This is a genomic window from Bacillus sp. 22483 (assembly GCF_052044605.1).
In the GTDB taxonomy this organism is placed as follows: domain Bacteria; phylum Bacillota; class Bacilli; order Bacillales; family Bacillaceae; genus Bacillus; species Bacillus altitudinis.
Map to the genome: position 1 here is coordinate 63,110 of NZ_JBQENU010000014.1, position 22,015 is coordinate 85,124.

18 protein-coding genes and 2 other annotated features are annotated in these 22,015 nt (G+C 37.3%); of the genes, 6 read left to right on the forward strand and 12 right to left on the reverse strand.

What is annotated here, in order from left to right:
* Positions 1-110 precede the first annotated feature (110 nt).
* From thrS to ACTJJQ_RS16990, 9 genes are all read right to left on the reverse strand, one after another.
* Positions 111-2,030, reverse strand: coding sequence for a threonine--tRNA ligase (gene thrS, locus ACTJJQ_RS16950; RefSeq protein WP_440600428.1), 1,920 nt, complete (start codon positions 2,028-2,030; stop codon positions 111-113).
* Positions 2,031-2,081: 51 nt separating this feature from the next.
* Positions 2,082-2,306, reverse strand: a binding site (T-box leader).
* 38 nt (positions 2,307-2,344) lie between these two features.
* Positions 2,345-2,569 (reverse strand) — a binding site (T-box leader).
* 74 nt (positions 2,570-2,643) lie between these two features.
* Positions 2,644-3,828 (reverse strand): DUF1835 domain-containing protein, encoded by a 1,185-nt coding sequence (locus ACTJJQ_RS16955; protein ID WP_035391318.1) that lies wholly within the window; start codon positions 3,826-3,828, stop codon positions 2,644-2,646.
* A gap of 274 nt (positions 3,829-4,102) precedes the next feature.
* Positions 4,103-4,933, reverse strand: a complete 831-nt coding sequence (locus ACTJJQ_RS16960) for a DNA alkylation repair protein (protein ID WP_048002718.1) — start codon at positions 4,931-4,933, stop codon at positions 4,103-4,105.
* Positions 4,934-5,123: 190 nt separating this feature from the next.
* The gene (locus ACTJJQ_RS16965) at positions 5,124-6,311 is read right to left on the reverse strand and encodes an MFS transporter (protein ID WP_440600429.1); all 1,188 of its coding nucleotides are present in this window, start codon (positions 6,309-6,311) and stop codon (positions 5,124-5,126) included.
* Positions 6,312-6,337: 26 nt separating this feature from the next.
* Complete coding sequence (locus ACTJJQ_RS16970; protein WP_440600430.1) at positions 6,338-7,165, reverse strand: MerR family transcriptional regulator; 828 nt, start codon at positions 7,163-7,165, stop codon at positions 6,338-6,340.
* Between the two features lie 134 nt (positions 7,166-7,299).
* On the reverse strand, positions 7,300-7,818 hold the full coding sequence (locus ACTJJQ_RS16975) for a hypothetical protein (protein ID WP_007496637.1): 519 nt from the start codon (positions 7,816-7,818) through the stop codon (positions 7,300-7,302).
* A 26-nt stretch (positions 7,819-7,844) separates the two neighbouring features.
* The gene (locus ACTJJQ_RS16980; protein ID WP_440600431.1) at positions 7,845-8,255 is read right to left on the reverse strand and encodes a DUF6508 domain-containing protein; all 411 of its coding nucleotides are present in this window, start codon (positions 8,253-8,255) and stop codon (positions 7,845-7,847) included.
* Between the two features lie 322 nt (positions 8,256-8,577).
* A complete protein-coding gene (locus ACTJJQ_RS16985) occupies positions 8,578-8,883 on the reverse strand; it encodes a hypothetical protein (RefSeq protein WP_191219222.1) in 306 nt (101 codons plus the stop codon).
* Positions 8,884-8,895: 12 nt separating this feature from the next.
* Positions 8,896-10,311, reverse strand: coding sequence for a lipase (locus ACTJJQ_RS16990; RefSeq protein WP_213406509.1), 1,416 nt, complete (start codon positions 10,309-10,311; stop codon positions 8,896-8,898).
* A 50-nt stretch (positions 10,312-10,361) separates the two neighbouring features.
* On the opposite strand from ACTJJQ_RS16990, the gene ACTJJQ_RS16995 reads away from it, so the two are divergent.
* Both ACTJJQ_RS16995 and ACTJJQ_RS17000 read left to right on the forward strand, forming a co-directional pair.
* Positions 10,362-10,724, forward strand: coding sequence for a DUF1433 domain-containing protein (locus ACTJJQ_RS16995; protein WP_079919182.1), 363 nt, complete (start codon positions 10,362-10,364; stop codon positions 10,722-10,724).
* A 538-nt stretch (positions 10,725-11,262) separates the two neighbouring features.
* Positions 11,263-11,829 carry a hypothetical protein gene (locus tag ACTJJQ_RS17000; protein WP_440600432.1) on the forward strand — a complete coding sequence of 189 codons (567 nt, stop codon included), beginning with the start codon at positions 11,263-11,265 and terminating at the stop codon, positions 11,827-11,829.
* 53 nt (positions 11,830-11,882) lie between these two features.
* Here the strand turns inward: ACTJJQ_RS17000 and ACTJJQ_RS17005 are convergent, their stop codons facing one another.
* Positions 11,883-16,394, reverse strand: a complete 4,512-nt coding sequence (locus ACTJJQ_RS17005; RefSeq protein ID WP_440600433.1) for an NACHT domain-containing protein — start codon at positions 16,392-16,394, stop codon at positions 11,883-11,885.
* A gap of 297 nt (positions 16,395-16,691) precedes the next feature.
* On the opposite strand from ACTJJQ_RS17005, the gene ACTJJQ_RS17010 reads away from it, so the two are divergent.
* Positions 16,692-16,916, forward strand: coding sequence for a hypothetical protein (locus ACTJJQ_RS17010; protein ID WP_440600434.1), 225 nt, complete (start codon positions 16,692-16,694; stop codon positions 16,914-16,916).
* A gap of 7 nt (positions 16,917-16,923) precedes the next feature.
* Here the strand turns inward: ACTJJQ_RS17010 and rlmD are convergent, their stop codons facing one another.
* Positions 16,924-18,312 (reverse strand): 23S rRNA (uracil(1939)-C(5))-methyltransferase RlmD, encoded by a 1,389-nt coding sequence (rlmD, locus tag ACTJJQ_RS17015; RefSeq protein ID WP_440600435.1) that lies wholly within the window; start codon positions 18,310-18,312, stop codon positions 16,924-16,926.
* A gap of 102 nt (positions 18,313-18,414) precedes the next feature.
* Positions 18,415-19,284, reverse strand: a complete 870-nt coding sequence (locus ACTJJQ_RS17020; RefSeq protein ID WP_048002092.1) for a DNA-3-methyladenine glycosylase family protein — start codon at positions 19,282-19,284, stop codon at positions 18,415-18,417.
* 433 nt (positions 19,285-19,717) lie between these two features.
* Here ACTJJQ_RS17020 and ACTJJQ_RS17025 point away from each other — a divergent pair, with 433 nt between their 5' ends.
* The 3 genes from ACTJJQ_RS17025 to ACTJJQ_RS17035 all read left to right on the forward strand — a co-directional run bounded on the left by ACTJJQ_RS17025 (position 19,718) and on the right by ACTJJQ_RS17035 (position 21,849).
* Positions 19,718-20,230 carry a hypothetical protein gene (locus tag ACTJJQ_RS17025; protein WP_017366836.1) on the forward strand — a complete coding sequence of 171 codons (513 nt, stop codon included), beginning with the start codon at positions 19,718-19,720 and terminating at the stop codon, positions 20,228-20,230.
* A gap of 131 nt (positions 20,231-20,361) precedes the next feature.
* A complete protein-coding gene (gene corA, locus ACTJJQ_RS17030; RefSeq protein WP_007496624.1) occupies positions 20,362-21,321 on the forward strand; it encodes a magnesium/cobalt transporter CorA in 960 nt (319 codons plus the stop codon).
* Between the two features lie 33 nt (positions 21,322-21,354).
* Positions 21,355-21,849 (forward strand): DUF2716 domain-containing protein, encoded by a 495-nt coding sequence (locus ACTJJQ_RS17035; protein ID WP_440600436.1) that lies wholly within the window; start codon positions 21,355-21,357, stop codon positions 21,847-21,849.
* The last annotated feature ends 166 nt before the right edge of the window (positions 21,850-22,015 follow it).

Consider the following 22,015-nt stretch of genomic DNA (forward strand, 5'->3'; position numbering starts at 1 on the left):
GAAAAAATGTTTCAATATTTTCCCTTTCAATTGTCAATTCGGCTTTTTCACAAATGAAAAGACGCCCACCATTCAATGAACGTCTTATCCTTCTTCATGAAATCAGCACATCATATTTGAGCTGTTCTGTCTTTTATTTGCTGGGCTGCCAAGTGTTTAAAGTCATCAATAGACAGCAGCTTTGACATTTTTTCTCCATGTTGTCTGATGTTCAGTGTTTTTTCTTGCATTTCTGTATCTCCAATGACAGCGATATAAGGAATTTTTTGCATTTGTGCTTCTCTCATTTTATAGCCGAGTTTTTCATCCCGTTCATCGATTGTGACTCTAATTCCGATATTTCTTAATTGCTGCCGCACCTCTATGCAGTAATCAAGGTGAACGCTTGAGACAGGTATGATTTGTACTTGGATTGGTGCGAGCCATAACGGGAAGACGCCCGCAAAATGTTCAATGAGAATACCAAGGAACCGGTCAAGTGAACCAAAAATGGCACTATGAATGACAACTGGCCGCACCTTTTCATTTTTCTCGTTGATATATGTTAAATCAAATTTCTCTGGCATTTGAAAATCCAGCTGAATTGTGGCGCACTGGTGGCTCCGCTTTAGTGCATCTTGAATATGAAAGTCGATCTTCGGACCATAAAATGCCCCATCTCCTTCATTTAAGTAGTAGTCAATCTTTAACTGATCAAGCACATTTTTTAGCGCTTTTTCGGATACATCCCAAATAGCGTCATCCCCTAATGCTTTTTCTGGACGAGTGGATAGTTCGACTGAATACTCAAAACCAAATGTCCGATATACGTAATCAACTAATTGGAAAATCTGTTTAATTTCAGCTTCAATTTGTTCTTCTCTCAAAAAAATATGGGCATCATCTTGGCAAAATGTTCTGACCCTGAACAATCCATTTAATGCTCCGCTGAATTCATGACGATGCACCTGACCAAATTCAGACATTCTAATTGGAAGGTCTCTATAGGAATATAAGTTATTTTTGAACATGAGCATATGCCCTGGACAGTTCATCGGCTTTAAAGCAAAACTTGTATCGTCTACTTCTGAGAAATACATATTCTCATGATAATGATCCCAATGACCTGACTTTTCCCAAAGTTCTTGGTTCATCATAAATGGCGTACTTACTTCTTCATATTGCGCTTTTCCTCGCACTTCTCTTGAAAAGGCCATTAATTCATTTCTGACAATCTGACCTTTTGGTAAATAAAACGGCATGCCTGGCGCTTCTTCTGAAAACATAAAGAGGGATAACTGTTTCCCTAATTTCCGGTGATCACGTTTATTTGCTTCTTCCATGAAATGAAGATAATCAGCTAGATGATTTGGATACTGAAACGCTACACCATACACTCGCTGCAAGACATCCTGATTGCTATCTCCCCGCCAATAAGCCCCTGCCACACGTGTTAGTTTAAATGCCTTTAAATACCCTGTAGAAGGTAAATGGGGACCGCGGCACAAATCGATAAATTCTCCTTGCTGATAAATCGTGATGGCTTCTTGTCGAGGGAGACTTTTTAAAATATCCAGTTTATATGGATCATGTGCAAACATCACTTCAGCTTCTTTGTAAGAGACTTCCATTCTTTGAATAAGGTGATTCTCGTTTATGATGTTTTTCATCTCTTTTTCAATCATTGCCAAATCCTCTACGCTTAACGTTTGATTCAGCTTCATATCATAGTAAAATCCATTCTCAATGACAGGTCCGATCCCCAGTGTCACATTGTCATATAACCTTTTCACAGCTTGGGCTAATACATGTGTAGCTGTATGACGTAACACTTCCAGCCCTTCTTTTGAATCAAGTGTTAGAATCGAAACCCCCGCATCGTTGTTTAACGGATAACTTAAGTCCACTGTCTGATCATTGATCTTTCCCGCTACTGCTTTTTTTCTTAAACTTGGGCTAATATGGGAGGCAACCTCTGCGACTGTCGTACCTGCGGAGAACTCCTTGATCTTTCCATCTGGAAATTGAATTTTCACCATTTTTTCTCTCATCACTGACACACCTTTCTCTTTTTTGAAATAAAAAAACACACTCATCCCTCATAGAGGGACGAATGTGTAATCCGTGGTTCCACCCAAATTCCCATAACGCGTATTCGCTTTATGGCTCTGGTGCCGTAACGTGGCGTAGACGGTATTGGATACTGTAATGTTCCCCAATACAGCTCAAAGGTGGTAAGATAGCTTTTCTGCGTTAGGAAGATTTCACCGTGACTTCCCTCTCTGTGAACCGATAAAAGCTACTCATGTCCTTTTCAAAGCAATCATGCTATAAAAGTAAACAAAAAAAACACACCCATCCCTCATAAAGGGACGAATGTGTGATCCGTGGTTCCACCCAAATTCCCATAACGCGTATTCGCTTTATGGCTCTTGGTGCCGTAACGTGGCGTAGACGGTATTGGATACTGTAATTTCCCCAATACAGCTCAAAGGTGGTAAGACAACTTTTCTGCGTTAGGAAGATTTCACCGTGACTTCCCTCTCTGTGAACCAATAAAAGCTGCTCATGTCCTTTTCTTCGCTTTTGATTTCTCCATATATTACATGATGATGGGGAATGATGTAAAGATTTATTTTGTATAGTGCTATTGAATTTTATTCACTAAATGAAATGTCTTGTCATTTCACTGGGGCTATATTCGACTTGATACTTAGGAGATAACGCATTCTTCACTTCTTCCGTTATACACTCCCCTGCTTGATTAAATTTCTTTTCCATTTCTACCCCTTCTGGCAGCAAGTCATCTGTTTCTTCATCAAACCAACAACCATACTGTATGGCCCAATTCCATATTTTAGAGAATAGTACATCGCTTATAGGTACATCATCTCTTTCTAAATGACATTGACAATGTCCGCATTGAAAAGGTTCGCCACCATAGGTTCCTTCAATTTTCACATAAGGTTGGTGCTCAAAATCACGACAACATACCCATTTTTTGAATTCCTGACCAAATGTTGTCAGTTTTATCGAGTAATAACGCATGGACGTTCGTTTTCCTTTCATAGCAAAAACACCTTGATCAATCAGCTTCTTTAGCCGATACTCAATAAAATCATCTCCGATATATTGTTCTAAATGACCAAGGACTTCTCCAATTAAGCGTGGAGTTACAATGTATTCCTCTTCTGGCTCGGACAGATGAAGCCGCTTAGCCATTTTTACTAAATAAGCATCAAATTCATCTTCTGGTACGTTAATTGTTTGTTCACTTCGCCATATCCGCAGCGTATGATCTGTTTCGGCAATGTGAAGCCACTCTTCTTGTAATCGTTCTCTTTCTTCCTTGGAAATGGTGTGAAAGTGATTTTTACTTTCATAAATAATTTTAAATTTTTCAGATGGGATTTCCCCAGTATGTCGAAGGTCCATGCGAAACGTCTTTGTATTAAAATGGTGATCATATGCAATCGCTGTATTGATGACAGACACGTCCACGTTTTTTCCTTTTAATAAATAGATGGCAAATCGTAGACCTATTTGTTCATGTGCATTGTTGCCTATCCATATCATTAAATGTGATCCATCTTTTATATCCTTCACTTGTTGAATCATTATTTGCTGATCGATGACCATATCATCAAATCTACCAAACTCATTGGACATGACATGACGAAGCCACTCAATACGAGTCTCTTGTCCTTGACGTTCATGTAAGTGTGTAAGTGGGCCAATGGAGTAGATATCATCAAAGGTGATGATGTCTTCCACTGGTTTTTGCTTCATTTCTCGTAATGCTTGTTTTAAACTACCAGCAGTTGCTGCCCCAAATACGATATGTATCATTATTCGTCTCCCTTTATCTTACATTTTATATCATCTTCGCCTATTCATGGTTCTTACGTCAATTCTATTGAGTCAATTTCATTCAAAAGTACGACGATGAGAGGATAAGATCTATATAAAGAATGCAGAATTGAGGAGACTAGATTTTTTATAAAAAATGAAAAACCCCACGAAATGGGGCAGTTAGTTTACTGAGTTAACTTTGAGACTTTCTTTCTAATGATCTATTGATAGAAATACCCTCCAAAAGGGGAAATTCAGTTTATGTACTTCTTCACAAGTTCCCCTTCACAATCGTTCTTTTGGCTTTCTTGACAATTCTGCTGGTTGCTTTAGTATCAGAATCTTTTAACCACTGTTCACACAGGTTTATGACCCAATTTGGTTGTGTTTTACTAGCGTCATTGAGCCAGTTTCCTACAGAATCTTGAACATATGTTGATGGATCAGATTTGAGCAAGTCTAGAATAGGCTGTGCCCTCATTGGCTCTTGTTTTAATGACTCAATATGCTTTGTCCAAACACCTCTTGGGCGAATAGCTTCTACTGAGAATCGGCGAATATTTTCATCTTTACTTTTAGCCCATTCTGTTAAATGTTCTATACTTTGATCGAGCTGATCCGTTAGGCTTTCTCTCACTGACATCCACGCAATTTCTCGAACTCCAAAATGAGGATCAGCTGCAAATGGTTGAATGTACGCCAATTTCTCTTCCAAAGTTGATAAACGGTGTTTGTTCATATAAGCAGCCCAACAGCGGACGCTATCAGATACATGGTGAGTAAACGCCTGTAGCACTTCCGTTTGTTTTTCCCCATTCTCTTTCTGTAACACTTCATCTAACAATTGACCGATGAGACGAATTGCTTTCATTCCAGACTCAGCCTTTTGTTGAGTGACATCAGATGATACATCGTCTAAATGATGGTCTAAACCAACGGATGGCAAAACATGATGTAATAACGTCAGATGATTGACAGCCAGCCATTCAGTTAAATTCACACTCTCTATTTTTCCTTGATTCAAAAGGAACAAGACGTCATGAGGGATATCAGTCCCCTTTCGAGCACCTTTTCGATTGATGATCTCTTCGCTGATTTGCATTTATTTTCTCTCCTCATCTAGTGGTTCTTTTGTTTGATATTCATCGTTTTTAAAAGAAATATATGAATGCCTTCAATCTTTGGATATTGCCCCCTATTGTATCAAATAAACAACTTTACTGGTGCATTCTTCAAACCAAAAAGGAACTACCCGAAATAAGTAGTCCCTTCCATACAAAATTGAATTTAAGTTAGCTTCCTTGCTCGATCACCTTCAAACGCATATGTTGAGAAAATCGGTCAAACGCCACCATGAGAATGGTCATGAGTAACGCAAGGAAAACCGTACCGGCGCTGAGCCAACTTAGGTTCAATACAGAGGTTCCGTTTAACACAATCCCCCCTACCCCCGAGCCTAAAGCAAATCCGAATTGAATAAATGATGTATTGACACTTAATGCAATATCAGGAGATTTCGGAACAAGGGTTACAAGATATAGCTGCTGAGCTGGTGATGTACTCCATGTTGCGATCATCCATATCATGATAACAGCCACCATGACCACGAGATTCCCTGTGACAAATGCTAGTAGCATGAGCATCATGATTTGCAAGATGATGCCAGAAAAAATCGTGAAGATGGGTCCTTTTTTATCTGCTGCCATCCCTCCAAGGCTTGATCCCAAAAAGCTGCATATTCCCGCTAGTAATAAAATGCCACTGATTTCTGTGATGCTTAGGTTGGCTGATTTTTGGAGGAAAGGCGTTAAATAGGTAAATAAAGTCGAATATCCCCCTACATAGAATAACGTGACTGCCACTGCAAGCAATATTCGCTTGTCTTTTAAAATCGATAATTGCATACGAAGCGTCACCGGTTCTTGTTCTTTCATAGAAGGGATCCGCCTATACACCACAATTAGCGGAATAAGCGTGATCACTCCAATGGCTGCGAATAATGCTTTCCATCCGATCATACTGCTTAGAAATGTCCCGATTGGAACGCCTAAAACCAAGGAGCTGCTTAATCCCATTAAAATGATGCCAATCGCTGTTCCTCTTTTTTCTCGTTCCACAAGACGAGTGGCCACAGCCATTGCCACCACAATGGCCGTCCCTCCACTAATTCCTTGTAAAACCCTTGTCATCAGCACCATTTCAAACGAATGGCTGACACTTGTGATGATATTACTTAAAGTAAAAATGATCAGCATCCATGATAATATTTTTCTGCGGTCGATATTGATGGTTAGTGCAATGACAATCGGTGCGCCGATTGCTGCTGAGAGCGCTAAGGATGTGACCAATAAACCAGCAGCTGATGTCGTGACCTGTAAATCATCTGCGACCATTTGAATAATCCCTGTAATGATATATTCGATTGTTCCGATTAAAAAGGCTGCTAAAGCAAGTAAATAAACAACGGTTTTATTTTGCATCGTGACGTTTCTCCTTTGGGCCATGTTTACGATTTGATTTCATTTTTAATAGGAATTTGAATTTCAATGAGTCTGCCTTCTTCATTTTCTGACAATGGGTAATAGATTTCTCGGCCCGGCTGATCGTCTTTCACGCGGTATCCGTTATTTTCGATCCATGTCGCCAAGTCAACACAAGCTGTTTGTGCAGATGGAGAATGGGAATGAAATAAGAGTGTTGCCATGGTGTCTTCTGCAGGTAACGTGCGAATTGTCATTCCCTGAGGAAGAGAGCACCTTAACGATTTGACGGAATACCCCACCTCAAATTCGAACTCACTTTCTTTATCCAGTGATTCTCTCCATAGCACTACTTGTGGTCCCGAGATCGATTCTTGTTGATGTTTATGTAATAAATGATGAAACATTTGAAAGAATGAAGGGATTTCTTCAACAGTTCCGTTGGATTGAAAAGACATGATGCGTTTGCTTTCAACCGATTTGATGATGACCTCCTGTTCTTTTTCAACACACCCCTCTCGTTTGATGAGGTGCATCCGCTCCTTAATACGGGCTAATTTCTGTTGTTCTTTTTCGATCAATTGCTGAATCTCACTCTCTTTCAAGAGAAACATGCCCTGAATTTGCTCTACTGAGATATCTTCACGAAGAAGCTGCCCCATTTGCTTTAACGTAAAGCCTAATTCCTTATAGAGAAAAATTCGATTGACCTCAAGTAACTGCTCAGCTGAGTAATAACGGTATCCCGAATCTTGATCGATCTGCTGAGGCTTTAATAAATCAATTTGGTCATAATATCTTAAGGTTTTGACAGGCACTTTACTTAACATAGAAAAATCGCCGATCTTGAACATCCTGCATCTCCTCCGATTTGTTGATCTGATCACAGTATAAACCTTTCAGTTAAGGGGAAGGTCAACATGAAGTTGATTAAATTTTTCAAAAGCACGAAAAAACCTAGATTTCTCTAAAATCTAGGTTTTGCTCATTATCCTACTATTTTTTCTAACAATCCCATCGCTTCAACAATCTTTATATCATCCATAAATCGTTGCAAACTTACTTTATGCTCTTTCTTTTGTAAATCTGTTGAATAACCTAAGCATAGATTAAAAATACAATCTAACCTTTGTCCGACTCCACTATAAAAATAATTCGTCAATATTCCATTATTTTCACTTGCAAGAACCACAACTGTAGCGATCTCTAATACATATTCTATATCTTCTATAGAAATCGTTCGATCCTTTTTCTTAGCAGTCATAAATTCATGACTATGAATAGAACGAATCCTACCTTCAAGTAAATTGAGTATAGACCTTTTATAGATGACATACACACTGTGAATATGATGTTTATCAGGACAATAGGGATCTTGTAAAATGAATTTTATACGTTCATCTTCTTTTTCCATTTTTATTGCATCAAGATCATATAATAAAATATGATCAATTTCTTCTATTTTCATAGGAGGAAACATGTGGGATACATCTGTTTTGTTTTTCAATTGATCACCCCGAAATCTAGTCTCTCTTACTCCAAACGTTCCAATCTTTCAAGCCACTTGACAATAGCTCCGTTTTTAAAGAAATCGAGTATAACACCCTCGCAAAATCGTTCAGCTCTCAGAACCCCCATGATGAGAGCCAGTACACACTGCGCATTTACATTTGAGATGTCGACATTCTCCATAGCGTTCGTTCCACCCTCAATGCCATTTTCTTTGAGGATCTCACTATAGCGGGTAATCTCCAGTTCTTGATGCTGTTCTGCAAATGTATAGACATCCTCGATAAAACGACGGACCGTTTCGGAATAATTCACATAGGGCATCTGAATCGGGTGTTCCGCTGTTCCGTCATTTTCTTGATCTATGACCCATTCACCAATATCATCGCCTTGAAGCATAGGGATATAGTTTGTTAAGATTTTAAATTGACTCAATTTCATCCTCCACCTTTCCATGAATTAAAAATTCTTTGATCGATCTCTCTGAATAAGTTAATAAAAAAGTCCGTGATCATCGTACAAACTAGAAGCCAGTATTCAAGTCACGAACCATTTTTATTCATTTCACTTTTTACACTCGTACCATCGATAAAACTGTCTTCACATACACGGTATTAATCATCTTGCTTGTCAACGTTTATGTGTCATATTAAATAATAAGCTGATACCAGCTGTGAATAAAGCGTCAAGGAATTTATAAGACGATTCTCAAATAAAAAAACACCTCTGTCACATCGTTGCGAAGAGGTTATGTTCACTATTTTGTCTTTATACTTCTTAGAAAGGCACTTCTGTTCTCTGTTGCATTTGTCAGCATCTTCGCATTTTCATTGAGTCTTTGTACCAATGCATCCTTAGCTTTTCCTTCAAATGAAGAGAGTAAAGCAACATACACTTCAGCTACAACCTGTTGTGCTGAAGAAAAGTCTGACGCATGTTTTGTGTCTTGTTTTAGATTCTGACAATGCGTTTTTAAACTTGAACCTACAATTTTTTTTAATTCCTCATTCTGTTGTAATCGTCTGTAAAACTCATCTGCATCCATATTAACCCCATATGGCAATTGAAATCCCCCTTACAACCGTAACCATCTTGCTAATTCATTATCCTTATCTTTTAAATCCTCCGCCATTTTCACAATAAACTCACTCATATCCTCTAAATCTCTAATCAAATAATGTAGAGAAGCCTCAGTTTGATACTGTTCTTCTGAGTCATAAAATGCTGCTCCATCTTTCACAAAAGGGGCGTAAAACAATATAGCTTTTTCAACGTCACTTGGATCTAAATCCTTGAATTCTCCTAACCTTTTTCCGCAAATAGATTTCACGTCATACACCATTTTGCTGTGATCATGAGGGAATTGTTCAATTGCTTGTTTTTTTGTTTTTAAGTCTTCGATAGCTGCCTGTAATCGATGAGCTAATTCTTTTGCATATTTGGCATCCACTTTGATGGTTTGTCCATTCATACCTGAATAAGATGAGAACGATTCGATATTCTGGTTATAAACACCTTTGCTTCCATCCACACTTTTAATATGACCATTCTTATCAAAAGTAAAGTTCGACTCATTTAAACTATGAGTATCCGGATCTTTTGCGAATGCTTGGCCATAGAAGGAAGTAATCAAATTTCCTAAAACCCCAGGAACACCAAGCGGTGACACAAACCGATCTATACGCTCTCTTCGTGATTGACTAGGATCTTTCGTATAAATTGTCGTTCCGTTGTGCCTGTCATATTCTAACAACCAACCTGCCCCCACCATATCATCGGGATTAATGATGGCTTTATGATATAAATCAAATTCGCCGTTTCTGATTTTCTTCTGTGTTTCCTCATCATGCAGCTTAACAATGGAAGGGTTGTTAAAGGCTACACTGTAAACATGATTGTTTACACCAGCGTATTCTGCATCTGCCCCTCCAAGTGAGTGACCCGTTGTTGAAATCACTGTATTAGTGCCAGCATACTTTTTCACTTCATTGGCGACGAGCTTATCACCTTGATCAAATTGAGATGTCTTAGTGACAATTTTGTATTCTCCACTTTTCAACAACATGGCTTGTTCCATACTACCGTTATACTTGGTAATAGCTTTAGAGTTTTCAGGTGCCTCTTTTTTCATAATGTATTTGACTTTCTTTTTCGGATCTTGACCCATTACCACGTTGCCGCCATCTGCACTTATCACGTCAGCTTTAATTTGTTCCTGATTGGTTCCTTGAAAACCTACGACAACATTCTCAGGCTCTTTTGGTTTAACCCATTTACCTTCTTTTTTCTTGGCTTGGACAAATACGTAAACATCTAGCCCTGTGTCTGGGTCTTTTTTAATTTTGTCTACATAAAAAGCTTTTTTTGAATCATTTACAAGTGGTGTCTTATTCTCATAGGCTTTTCTCATTTTCTTTTCACTATATGTATTTTGGCTCAGAGAAAAATAATCTTTATCTGTTAAATTAGGTATGTCCGTCTTTGTATTCATGTACAATGCCCCTTCTCTCATGTAAAATCTAAGATAGAAAGGATGGTTTTATGAAAAAATACATAATTATCCTTGTGACTTTGGTTATTATAACACTTGGAGGAATATTTATGAAGGAACAACACGACAAAAAAACAGCTGCCCAAGAAGCTAAAAAAGAAGAATTGTATTCCTTGGCTAAGAAAAGAATGACTGACTTTATTAAAACAAACTATAATGATATTAAACGAATTGATTATACTGATGATTATGAGATAAACCCAATGGGCGGTATTGAAATTAATGGTTATCTCAATGAAAATAAGAAAAAAGAAATATGGGGAATCTATGATAAAGGCAATGACGAAGTCATATCTTTCACTGTAGATGCTAAAGAAAAACCTGAGTGCGAAAATAAAGTATGCGAGTATTAAAAAGAGGATAAATCATCGAATAAACAAAAACGTCCCCTCGAAATTTCAAGGGGACTATTTGTTTACTTCAAGAAGGCTTCGAGCTGCGCCTTTTGGTTTATGCGAGAAGATACGTTAAAAAGTATTATTGAATACTATAAATTGAGTTAACGTATACATCTGACTAAATGGAAACCCTCTTTATTTCTTGCCTCATTAAAATTTGTTATGTAAATTTTAATGAGTCTCACCTCCAGATAAATATTGTACACCTTGCTAAGTAAAAGACTTATTATTGGGCAGCTTGTAAACCTCATGTTGGTTCCCTTTAAATAATACTCGACCTTTTACATTAAACTTTTAAAGTCTTTAAAATTAATTATTGAAGTTTTTTCTGCAACAGGCAATACTTCATCTTGAAAATTAATATAATAAATCTTTAGTTCGAACTCTCAATACCGAATTAAATTGCGTAACATAACACAAACACACTCCAAATATCTATTGTTTGTCTGCTCACATAATTTTTATATTATAAATACTTTAAGGAGTAAACACAATGTATATCTGTTCTAGCTATACAGCTGATTGTCCACGGTCTAAGAAAGAACATAAAGTATTAGTTTACTTGATAACTAACCCACAAGAAATTTTAAAGAAAAATAATAACTGTATTTTAAATGCATTAGATAATAACAACCTAGGTAATTCAGTAGGTCTTTACTTTTATAGATTTAAACATTTAAAAAATGGTTGCGGATTTTCTAAAATTGGGGAAGTTTCAAGTGAAAATGGTATTGAAAATCGATTTAAAAGGGGCTGGCATGGAACTCCTTCATATGGTGATACATATTTAAATAAAGAGTTACATAAAGATATAAGCCAAATTTCACTTGAAAATCCTATGTATTTTATATTTTATGAATATGATTTATTAGATTCATTTCCTAAAATTGATGAACTTCATGCTTTCTCTGAACACAAAAAAATATTTGGTCGACTAACAAATAACAGAGAAAGAATAAATTCAAACTTCAAAATCGGATCGAATTTAGTTTGGCATAAACAAATTTTTCATGAAGTCTTAAATTTAAAACTTCCTGATGGCAAACCCTATCCCTTCTAAATAACTACATCAGTGGATAATAATACTGTTCATCCACTGATGCCATAAATTAATTAATTTTTAAAACTATAGTTATCTTTCCAATTTATTTCCATGAAATTTTCCTTTTCCATAGAAATTATATAGTTGAACTCTAATCTTTTTGAAACACTTCCTACATCATTGAAAATTTGCTTTTCTCCGCCGATAAACCAAGTCAACTGTAAGTCATTCTCTTCTAACCATTTTTCAAAATGATCTGATTTAATCAGAGCTGTCGATGGTCCTTTTTCTAATTCACTTGGATCCATAAAGATTATCTCGCCGTCGGAATTCTCCCATGTACTAAAATTCCCTAATGACCACTTTAAATTAAAGTCTTTAATTAATTGTTGATTAGGTAAATAGAGAGAAATATATTGGTCAATGGATTTATCTCTTTCACCTGTTTCCCATTCATATTCGTTAACTGGTACTAAATGTTGAATATTTAAAGTTCGAGAATCTTCACCATTACACCAAACATCAAAATCCTTATAGTAAGGATGCCATGGATATTCTCGTAAAAAACCTTGGTGTGAGGAACCTCGTGGCGCAAAAGTAGAAGGGTCAAATAAAGCTTTATCCTTCATTTTTTCAAGTAAATTATCTACATCATTTTTTGGTACAACGCATGTATTAATTCTATACCACAACTCTTCTTTAGATTTACCATCAATCGTTTTATTCGCCCATTTTCTAAAGCCACTCAAGTTACGCCACTTTTCACCTTTACTATCAGTTACTATCAATAAATTCTTGAAATCAGGAAGTGTATCTTCATCGAACACCCAATCATCCGATTCATTGACACTAAAAATCGGTGTATATGGTGACCACCAAACCTTTCCAAACTCATCCCAATTTGAATCATTTGTAGCTCTCAGCCATATAGTAGGATCAATGTCGCGTTTCCAAAGCTGCCATGGCCCTTCATATTCTGTTTCATCTTCATATTTGTTAGCCCAAAATAAATTGTCTGCCATTCTAGCTAAAAGTTCATAAAATGCAATCCATTGATATTTCTTACCAATCCGTTCAATTTTTGAACCTTCCCTACCGTAAGTATTACTGTGTCTTCTTTCAAAATCACCAAACATTTTTGAGGTCCAACCAAACTCATATGCTTTTTTGCATACCCATCTTTGCGCCCATTTTCTACAAAAAATTGCTACTCTATCATTAACGCCTAAACCTGTTAGCCACCTAAAATATTCTTTAACCTCTTCTGACAATGCATCATGGATACGTTTCTTTAAAGAATCCCAATTCTCACTTGGACTATCTATATTTTTAGTAACAACTGAAATTTCCCTAGGCATTTCATCAACCTCTTTAAATAACTCCTCAAGATCATATTCTGAATCATTTAAAACATCGTCTATAATATTAACTGTAACGGGCTGACCATATGATTTAATTCTTTGATTGATTTCTTTTAAGTACTCTTCTCTTAACTCACTAGGTACTTTTTCAGCAAATTCTAAATGTAATTCATATGATGTTTTAGGACGACTTTCCGTTAGTGATGTTGCTGACCAGTTATGTACGCAGGACATAGTATAGTTACCAAAATCCCCTGGGAATCCCATAAGAGAACTTTTAATCGAAGAATATTCATCTTCATCTAAATCTTTAATGTCTGATTTAGTAGGATTTTCAATTGGCCATTCACTAATATACGGCGGTCTAAAATTTCTGCTCATTTCTTCAGCGATTAAGTTTTTATATAAAGCGTATTCCATTATCCCTCGAGCATAATCCCTTAAAAGAAGATGTAGTTCTGGTTTCTTATGGGTAAATTGCAACTCATAAACCTTCTCTGCAATTTCTCTTACTTCATCTAAATCATTAATATTGCAGACTACACCATAACTAACTGCATACAATCTTTCTTTTAAATATAAATCGTCTATATCATTAAACTTCGGTAGCAACTCATTAATGATATATGGACGATAACTTAAAATTCGAACTAATGATTTAGTAGCTTGATCCCTTACTTTTCTATTTGAAGTCGTTGTCATCCATAAAAGTGTGTAACTCAATAATCTTATTCGCTCGTCTTCTACATCGTTTAAATCCGCATACAATGCCCAATCAATTAAAGTTCGAGTTACAGATTCAGGTTGTTCTTCATCTTCCTCATAATCACTTACTGCTATATGCGTTGACCAAAAGCGGTCTCTTTCCGTCAATTTTCTTCTTTTTAAATTTTCATGTAAAAATTCTGCATTTAATGGATGATTAGGTTCTGTAGATAAAGCTAATATCTTATCTAGCGACTCATTGAAAAAACCGTAACTAGAAATTTTATTTAATAATGCAACTGTCCTATCATTAATAGAGTCTTTGCTACGTAATAAAAGAACATCCGTAAACGATTTATCAAAAATCGAATTATAATGTGTACTTTCTTCAGAAACAAAATCAACAAACTCTAGATTGAACCTTTCTGGGAAAACTATGCCTAATGCTTCAATAATCCCTGAATACTTATATGGGTTCTTTATTATTTCTTCTAACTTCCCATGAGTTCCAAACTCCGCTTCAAGATTTTCTGCATTCAGATTATCAATAATGTTTTCTGCAATGAAATAATCACTAAATCTTTCGTATGTAAACCTAACAACTTCAATTGCATTTTCATTACTATCAGTTATCATATCTAATGCTAGTAAACCTTCTGAAATGAGTATATCGATTAAATCATCATCAAAGTTAGGTTTAGGATCCACTTCTCTAAAAACGTCCGCTGCTAAATTTATTTCAATTCCAAATAAATTATCTGGGTATATTAGTTCGATCAATTTTGATAAAATTCTACTAGAAACATTTCTATTCCCCATATATTTTTTTCTACGTTTAATAACATTTTCAATACTTTCCAAATAAAAATTAAAGATTGCAGTCTGGCCTTCAAGACCTTTAGGGAAAGAAGTCAACCCTTTTGATTTTATTGCTTTACAGCATGTTTTTAAAAACAATGGGTTACTGAATTCTGGAGATAATAGTGGTACAGAAGGTTTGTCTATACCTTGTTTCGACAAATACTTCATAGCTGCTCGGTGTTCAAATCCTTTAAACCCTTTATGGAAAATCTCCACTATGTTCCCTTTAATTTCTTCAGGTAATATGAAATCCTTATAAGTTGATCTACAGCTTATAAGTAAAGCGATATGAGGATAATTTTTTAATTCAGCTATAAATGGCATTAGTTGATTTTGCCAATCAAAACGATTATTACCTTCATTTAAGGCATCAATAATAATTAATGTTCTAGTTTTCTTTGCCTCTCCAGCCGCATCCAAAGCCCCTAGTAACTGTTTAATACTTACGCCCCTCAAATCAAGTTCTTCAGCTATAATATTAAGTGGATTACCTCCAGAATACCTTTGACCTAATAGAAAGACAGTAGGTAAATCTTCAGCTATACGCTTTTGTGCTATATCACATAATAAATGTGATTTCCCTATTCCAGCATCTCCCAATATGACTACACTTTTTGTTTCATATGCTTCCGTAGCAATACTAAATATAAAAGTCTCTATACTATCTAGTGCCTCAATAACTCCTCTAAATTGATACCTAATCTCTTTCCATGGTTCGTTCTTATCATCGATATTATCCCAAATAAAATTATTGAAATCAGCAGCTAAGCCTCTTAAACCTTCAAATCCACCCCTAATATTTGTAATTCTAAGTTCATCGTATTTAGTAATTAAAATTTCTAAATACGATTCTTTAAATTTAGTTGCATTCTCCTTGAAAACAGTCCAGTTTGGTCCTTTATTCAAAGTTTTATTTTCAAAGCGATCTAACTGGTCTATCCTATGGATCAAATCAAACAGAATCTTTTTTTGATTATTAATTGCTTCTTTCCATTCAGGAGATATACCTAATCCCTCTACTTTTTTCTGAATAGGTAAATCAATATGATATTCCTCTGAAAATCGCTCACCTAAAGAAATTTTCGATTTATTAGCTAATTCCGTAAAAGTTCCCACACTCAATACTGGCTCATTAAACCAGTATAATGTTCTACCAATATAATTACTTTCGTCCCTTTGTAGCATCATACTTAATTCGTGACGACCCCAATATTCAAACTCTACGTTCATTCCCTTACCTTTGGCTAATTCCGTCCAGCTTTGAACATATTGATTCCATTTATCTAAGGAAGATACAACTTGCTTCCCACCACGACCAGTTTTTCGACTATCGTTTAAATCCTTTGGCACACTTACATAATATTTAGTTAATCTAGGATGTTTATCAATCGCTGTTCTAACTGAATCATCTATTTGACTCCATTGACTACCTTCGAGCCTGTCAGTAAAATATTTTGCTTGCCAAGCATGCTCTGAACCATCTTCCAGGATCCAATAACATTCAACACCGCCATCTCCACCAGCACCATCTTTTCGGATGAAATTCTTCCCTTGATTTGGTTTATTTAAATGGGCTATTTGACAAACTAACTCTTCAAAGCCCCCGTCTTTACTACCATCAAAAGACCGAATACGAGTAAAATCAAGTTCAATCATTTAAACAACCTCACTATTATAGTAAAATAATCATAAAAGTTCTTATATTCAATTATACAGCATTAAAACTAAATAATATAAAAATTTCAAATAATAACAAAAAACCCAGTTTCCTAATTAGTTACACAATTTGATTCAGCTTGGTTTTTAATTATTTTTCTAACCATTGATTGTTAAAATTAACCAATAAAATTATGACGGTCTTTTAGTTATTTTAAATCCTGAAATAGAGAAACTAGTTGAACAACTAAATTTGTTGCAATATGAGGAAAGTAATATGAAGTAGATGTTGCTAATTTGAAAGCATATATCCTAAATCAATTAAACCCTAAACAACCACTCACAGAGCTAACTCCAACAATTTTAGCTCGCTTCATTCATAAAATAACAGTAAAAGCAGACGGCCAATTAGAAGTGCATTATCGCACTTCTGAACCGTCTGCTTTTTATGTTTCAGCAAATATTAAATTAGCGATTCCTAAGACACACCCTAATAAAACGTATGTTAAAAAACACGCTTAATTTAGGATTAGTCAATTAATTCGAGCAACGCACAGCACTCAACATGACTCGTATGCGGAAACATATCCACTGGCTGCATGTATTCGATTTTGTAGTCTTTTGACATGTATTCGAGGTCTTTTGCTAGTGTAGATGGGTTGCAAGAGACGTAGACAAAGCGTTTTGGTTTGACTTGTTTGACGGTGTCTAGGAAAGTGCGTTCGCAGCCTGTTCTTGGCGGGTCGACGACGATAACATCGGGACGGAAGCCTTCTTTAACCCATTTTGGCAGCCAGTGTTCGGCTGTGCCTGTCACATAAGTTGCGTTTTTCATGCCGTGTTTTTTGGCATTTTTCTTCGCGTCATCAATTGATTCTTTGATGACATCCATACCTCTTACTTCTTTTGCTCCATCTGAGAGCCACATTCCAATGGTTCCAACACCGCAATACGCATCGACGACCTTTTCTTTGCCAGTCAGTTTGGCCGCTTTTTTCACTTCGTCGTAAAGCTTTAATGTCTGCTTCGGATTCAATTGGAAGAAAGCCCGTGCACTCAATTCAAATGAGACGTCTCCTAAAAATTCTTGGATGACCATGTTGCCCGCTAGGTGCGATGTTTTATGCCCAAAGATGACTGACGTTTTTTCGCCATTGATATTGTGCATAATAGACGTCACTTCTGGCAGACGTTTTTGAATGGCTTCGGCGATTTCTTTTTTCTTTGGAAACTCAGGCTTTGATGTGACAAGGACGACTTGGACTTCACCTGTTTCAAAGCCGACACGCACAACAATCGAGCGCACGTCGCCTTTTCTTGTCCGCTCGTTGTAGACAGATACGCCGAATTTCTCTAAAATTTTGCGGACGACGCCTGTTGTTTTGTTCGTTTTCGGATGCTGGACGATACATTCCTTGATTGGGACAAGTTTATGGGAATTCAGCCCATAAAGCCCTGCGATGATGTCGCCGCTATGTGATCTTCCGACTTGGAACTGACTTTTATTCCGGTAGTGCCACGGATCTTCCATACCAATTGTTGGTCTAATGTCGATCTTTTCAACCGACAGCTTTGTATGACGCTCCATTGATTGAATGACAATATCGCGTTTTTCCTTTAATTGCTGCTCGTATGCCAAATGCTGAAGCTGACAGCCTCCGCACTCTTCGTATACTGGGCACGGAGGTTTCACTCGATGTTCTGAGCGCTTGCGAACTTTCCTCACCGTACCTTCTGCATATTTCGCTTGGACATTCGTTGCTTCCACTACTACTTCCTCACCTGGAAGTGCACCTGGGACAAAGACCACTTGCTTTTTAAAATAACCGACCCCTTCCCCATTAATGCCAAGGCGTTTAATGGTAAGCGGGAACTGCTGCCCCTTTTGCAGAAGGGCTCCTTGCTGTTTTTCTTTCACGTTTATTCTCTCCGTTCTATTTAAACCTTTATCGGTTGTCCTCATTTTATTCCATCTGAATAGTATATCACGACTTGGACGAAGAGAGAAAATGCCTTTCAATTATTTGTCTGTCTCAATACTTCTCCATAAATAAAGGGAGGCGTAGCTTAAATACGGTGCCCACTCCTTGCTTAAAACTGCCATCTCTTCTTTTGTTGGCTTTTCTGGCAGGTCAAAGTGACGTTTGATCGCATTTTGAATCCCGATATCTGCCATTGGAAAGAGATTTGGTCTTCCAAGTCCATTCATGAGGACATTTTGAACCGTCCAAGGTCCAATCCCTCTAATCGGAAGCAGACGTTCTTCAATTTCAATATCCGGTAAGTCGTGTAATTCTTCTAAATCCAGAGAGCCGCTCACTATTCGCTTTGAGACATCAATGACATATTCCGCTTTTCGCTGACTGAATTGCAGTTTTCTCAAATCATCGGTTTCAAGTGATGCAATGGTTTCCGGTAAAGGGTCAAACCAAACGCCGTCGATTTGCTCACCATACGTATGAACAAACCGTTTCGTCAGCTCATAAGCAAATGCAAGATTGAGCTGTTGATGAATGATGCATTTCATCAAGCAATGATATAGATGGAAATCCAGCATAAGCGGCGTTCCGATATGACGTTCAAAAATGGGCGCAAGATTTGTTTGAGCAAAATGCTCATGCACGGCATGTAATTGATGCTCCATGCCAAATATCCGCTTCACCTCAGAAAGGATGGCTTCCTCCGGCCCGTTAGCCTGTACCCGGAACGAAGGTGCTTCTTTTGTTCCTGTCGCTTGAACGACTGCAATGTACGGTTTATGATTCAGCCTCATCGGTACTTTGATTTCTCTTTTATCCAGATCGACCGCCTTTAATGGATCGCTCGACAAACGTCTCAGCACTTGATCGAAGTGATAGGGCGGTTCAACCAATAGGTGTTTTTCCCACATGTTTTTCCTCTTCCTTTCTGTCAACACACGCAGATGTGATTGTTTCACTTTGCATGAATGATTCTCTATATTGAATACTTTTAAATATAAAGAGTACAAGAATTTATCAGTTATATCTTCCTTATTTATGGTCATTCTCCTTTTGGATAGATGAAAATTTTTAGTCGAATTCAGCTAAAATTCGACAGCAATCTTCAACATTTTAGGATCATTTTCCTTAAATTAGAAATAGAACCTATGGGTGATATCTTCTATTCCAAAAATATTTGTATAATTATGACATATCAAGGAGGTGAACAAAGGAATTAGCGGATTAGGCAATCATTTGTTTCATCTTGCAGGAACATATTTACCTCATTGATAACCGGCTTCACCTAGTTTCACGTTTTACTAAAAGAAGACCCAAAATTTAAAAACAAAGGAGATCCGACCAATGAAAAAAACAATTCTTTCTGTTGCCCTTGCCACTGCTGTTTCTTCGACACTACCAGTATTCGCTGACGCTGCTGAAAAAACATCATCAGCACCCGTCTCTACTACACTACAGCAAACTGTTTTAAACAAAGCTGCTGAAGGTAAAGCTGGAACGACAGCTAGTCCTAATGTTAACGTCAATTTTGATGTCCTTGGAATTGCCAATGCAATCATTAACGCAGTAAATGCAAATGCCAACCGTTCTGGATTCGTTAAAGGTGTAATGGAAAGCACATTCTATGCTGCTGGCGGCAGATATAACGTCATGGTCTTTAACCTAAGCCAAAACTATGAAGACCGCTTTAATGGCGTGAAAACTTTCGCTACTGCTAACCTTGGTAATGTTGTTTACGGTATTTGGGTTTTTGAGAGCGGTACATTTAAAAACAACGGCGATGGTGGCTGGGATAACTGGGCATTTAGAGGCTGGTTTGACCGTCAAAATAAATTCGTTACGTTTCATCGTCCTTAATTCTCGCTTTATCCATCAATCATACACGCACATTGGACCGATCTCATCGCTGAGATCGGCTTTTTTATGGTGAAAACGTATAAGTTCACCGCTGCTGCTTCATGATATAATGCAAGTCTGGAGGGGTGCACATGCTGAAAAAACTTGCAGTGACAAAAAACGGCGACTTGATTGAACATGCAACATTGCAGCAGCTTTCAAGCCCCGATATTGCCTGGTATTGGATTGATTTTTATGCGCCAACGGAAAAGGAAGCAGCACTGTTAAAGGAATTTTTTCAGTTCCATCCGCTTGCGATTGAAGATTGCTTCCATTATTTACAGCGGCCAAAGCTTGATTTTTATGAAGGGTATTTATTTTTCGTCCTTCATGCCCTCAATCAAAAAACACTTCGATCTGAAGAAGTCGACCTGTTTGTTGGAGAAAACTATATCGTTACTTTTCATTTGAAGGAAGCGCCCTACATTGATCGAGTCATTCGAAAGCTCAAAGGGTCTGACAAAGCACGAGAGAGCGGTCCAGAGCATATGGCTTATATGCTGATTGACCAGCTCGTCGATGATTATTTTCCTATTATTTATCAAATTGAGGACAGGCTCAATGAAATCGAGGATGAAGAAGGGCATAAAACGTATGGTACATTAATGAACGAAGTATTCGGTATTCGATCCGATTTGCTCAAACTGCGCAGAACCATTATCCCGATGAGGGACCTCTTATATCGAATTGTGAACACGAATATGATGAAAAGCGATGCAAACCGGCAAGCATATTTTAATGATATTTATGATCATCTATTGAAACTAACAGAGATCGTTGAGTCAAACCGTGATATGACAGCCGATTTACGAGACAGCTATCAAACACTAAATTCCAACCGAATGAATGCCATCATGATGACACTGACCATTGTCTCGACGATTTTTATTCCACTCACCTTTATTGTTGGGGTGTATGGGATGAACTTTGATAACATGCCTGAATTACACTGGAAATATGGCTATTTTGGCGTACTGATTTTCATGGGTTTGCTTGTCTCAGGGATGCTTTTGTGGTTTAAACATAAAGGATGGTTTAGGATTTTCAAATAGTTTTTTGAGAGAAGTGCTTGAAAGGGAGATACTATGGAAAACTGGATTCCACTGACAGACAAAGAACTAAAGTACGCATGGAAAACATTTGATCAAAAGTTTAAATTTAACCCAAGCATCTCTCGCTTTCCCGGTTTTCAAGCACCATCTCCTTACATCACATATGATATCTCTGCTTATTTCGAGGACCCTTCTCTCCTAAGTGCGGATGAAGACCTTGAAAAGAAGGCACTGCTGTCTTTTCAGGAGAATATCACCGGAACGGACGAATATATGCAGGTACTTGATTGGCAGCACGACTGCTATTGGATCACACCATACGGCTCATTTGAAAAAGATGAATTTGGAGAATGGAGAGTTCCTGTGCTCCCAAATGGGGATTACTATTTCTTTTTATCAAAAGAGATGACCTGGGGTTTACTAGGACATCCTTGGGAGCAAAGCATCACGATTTTCGGTGAGGGCTTGATTGACTCCTTTACTCGTCATCGTCCCCTTTTGTTCCAGCGTAAAATAAGAGAAGGATAAGTCAAAAAGCTTGCAGTGTCTGCAAGCTTCGGATTGTTGACAAAGGGCTAAAATGTTGTTTATTTTAGCCCTTTGTCTTCTTTTCAGTGTGATAGAAAACCTTTGCAGTCTAGGAAGGACGAGTACTGGCGCGGAGCGAATTTCACATTCGTGAGCACCGGCACGC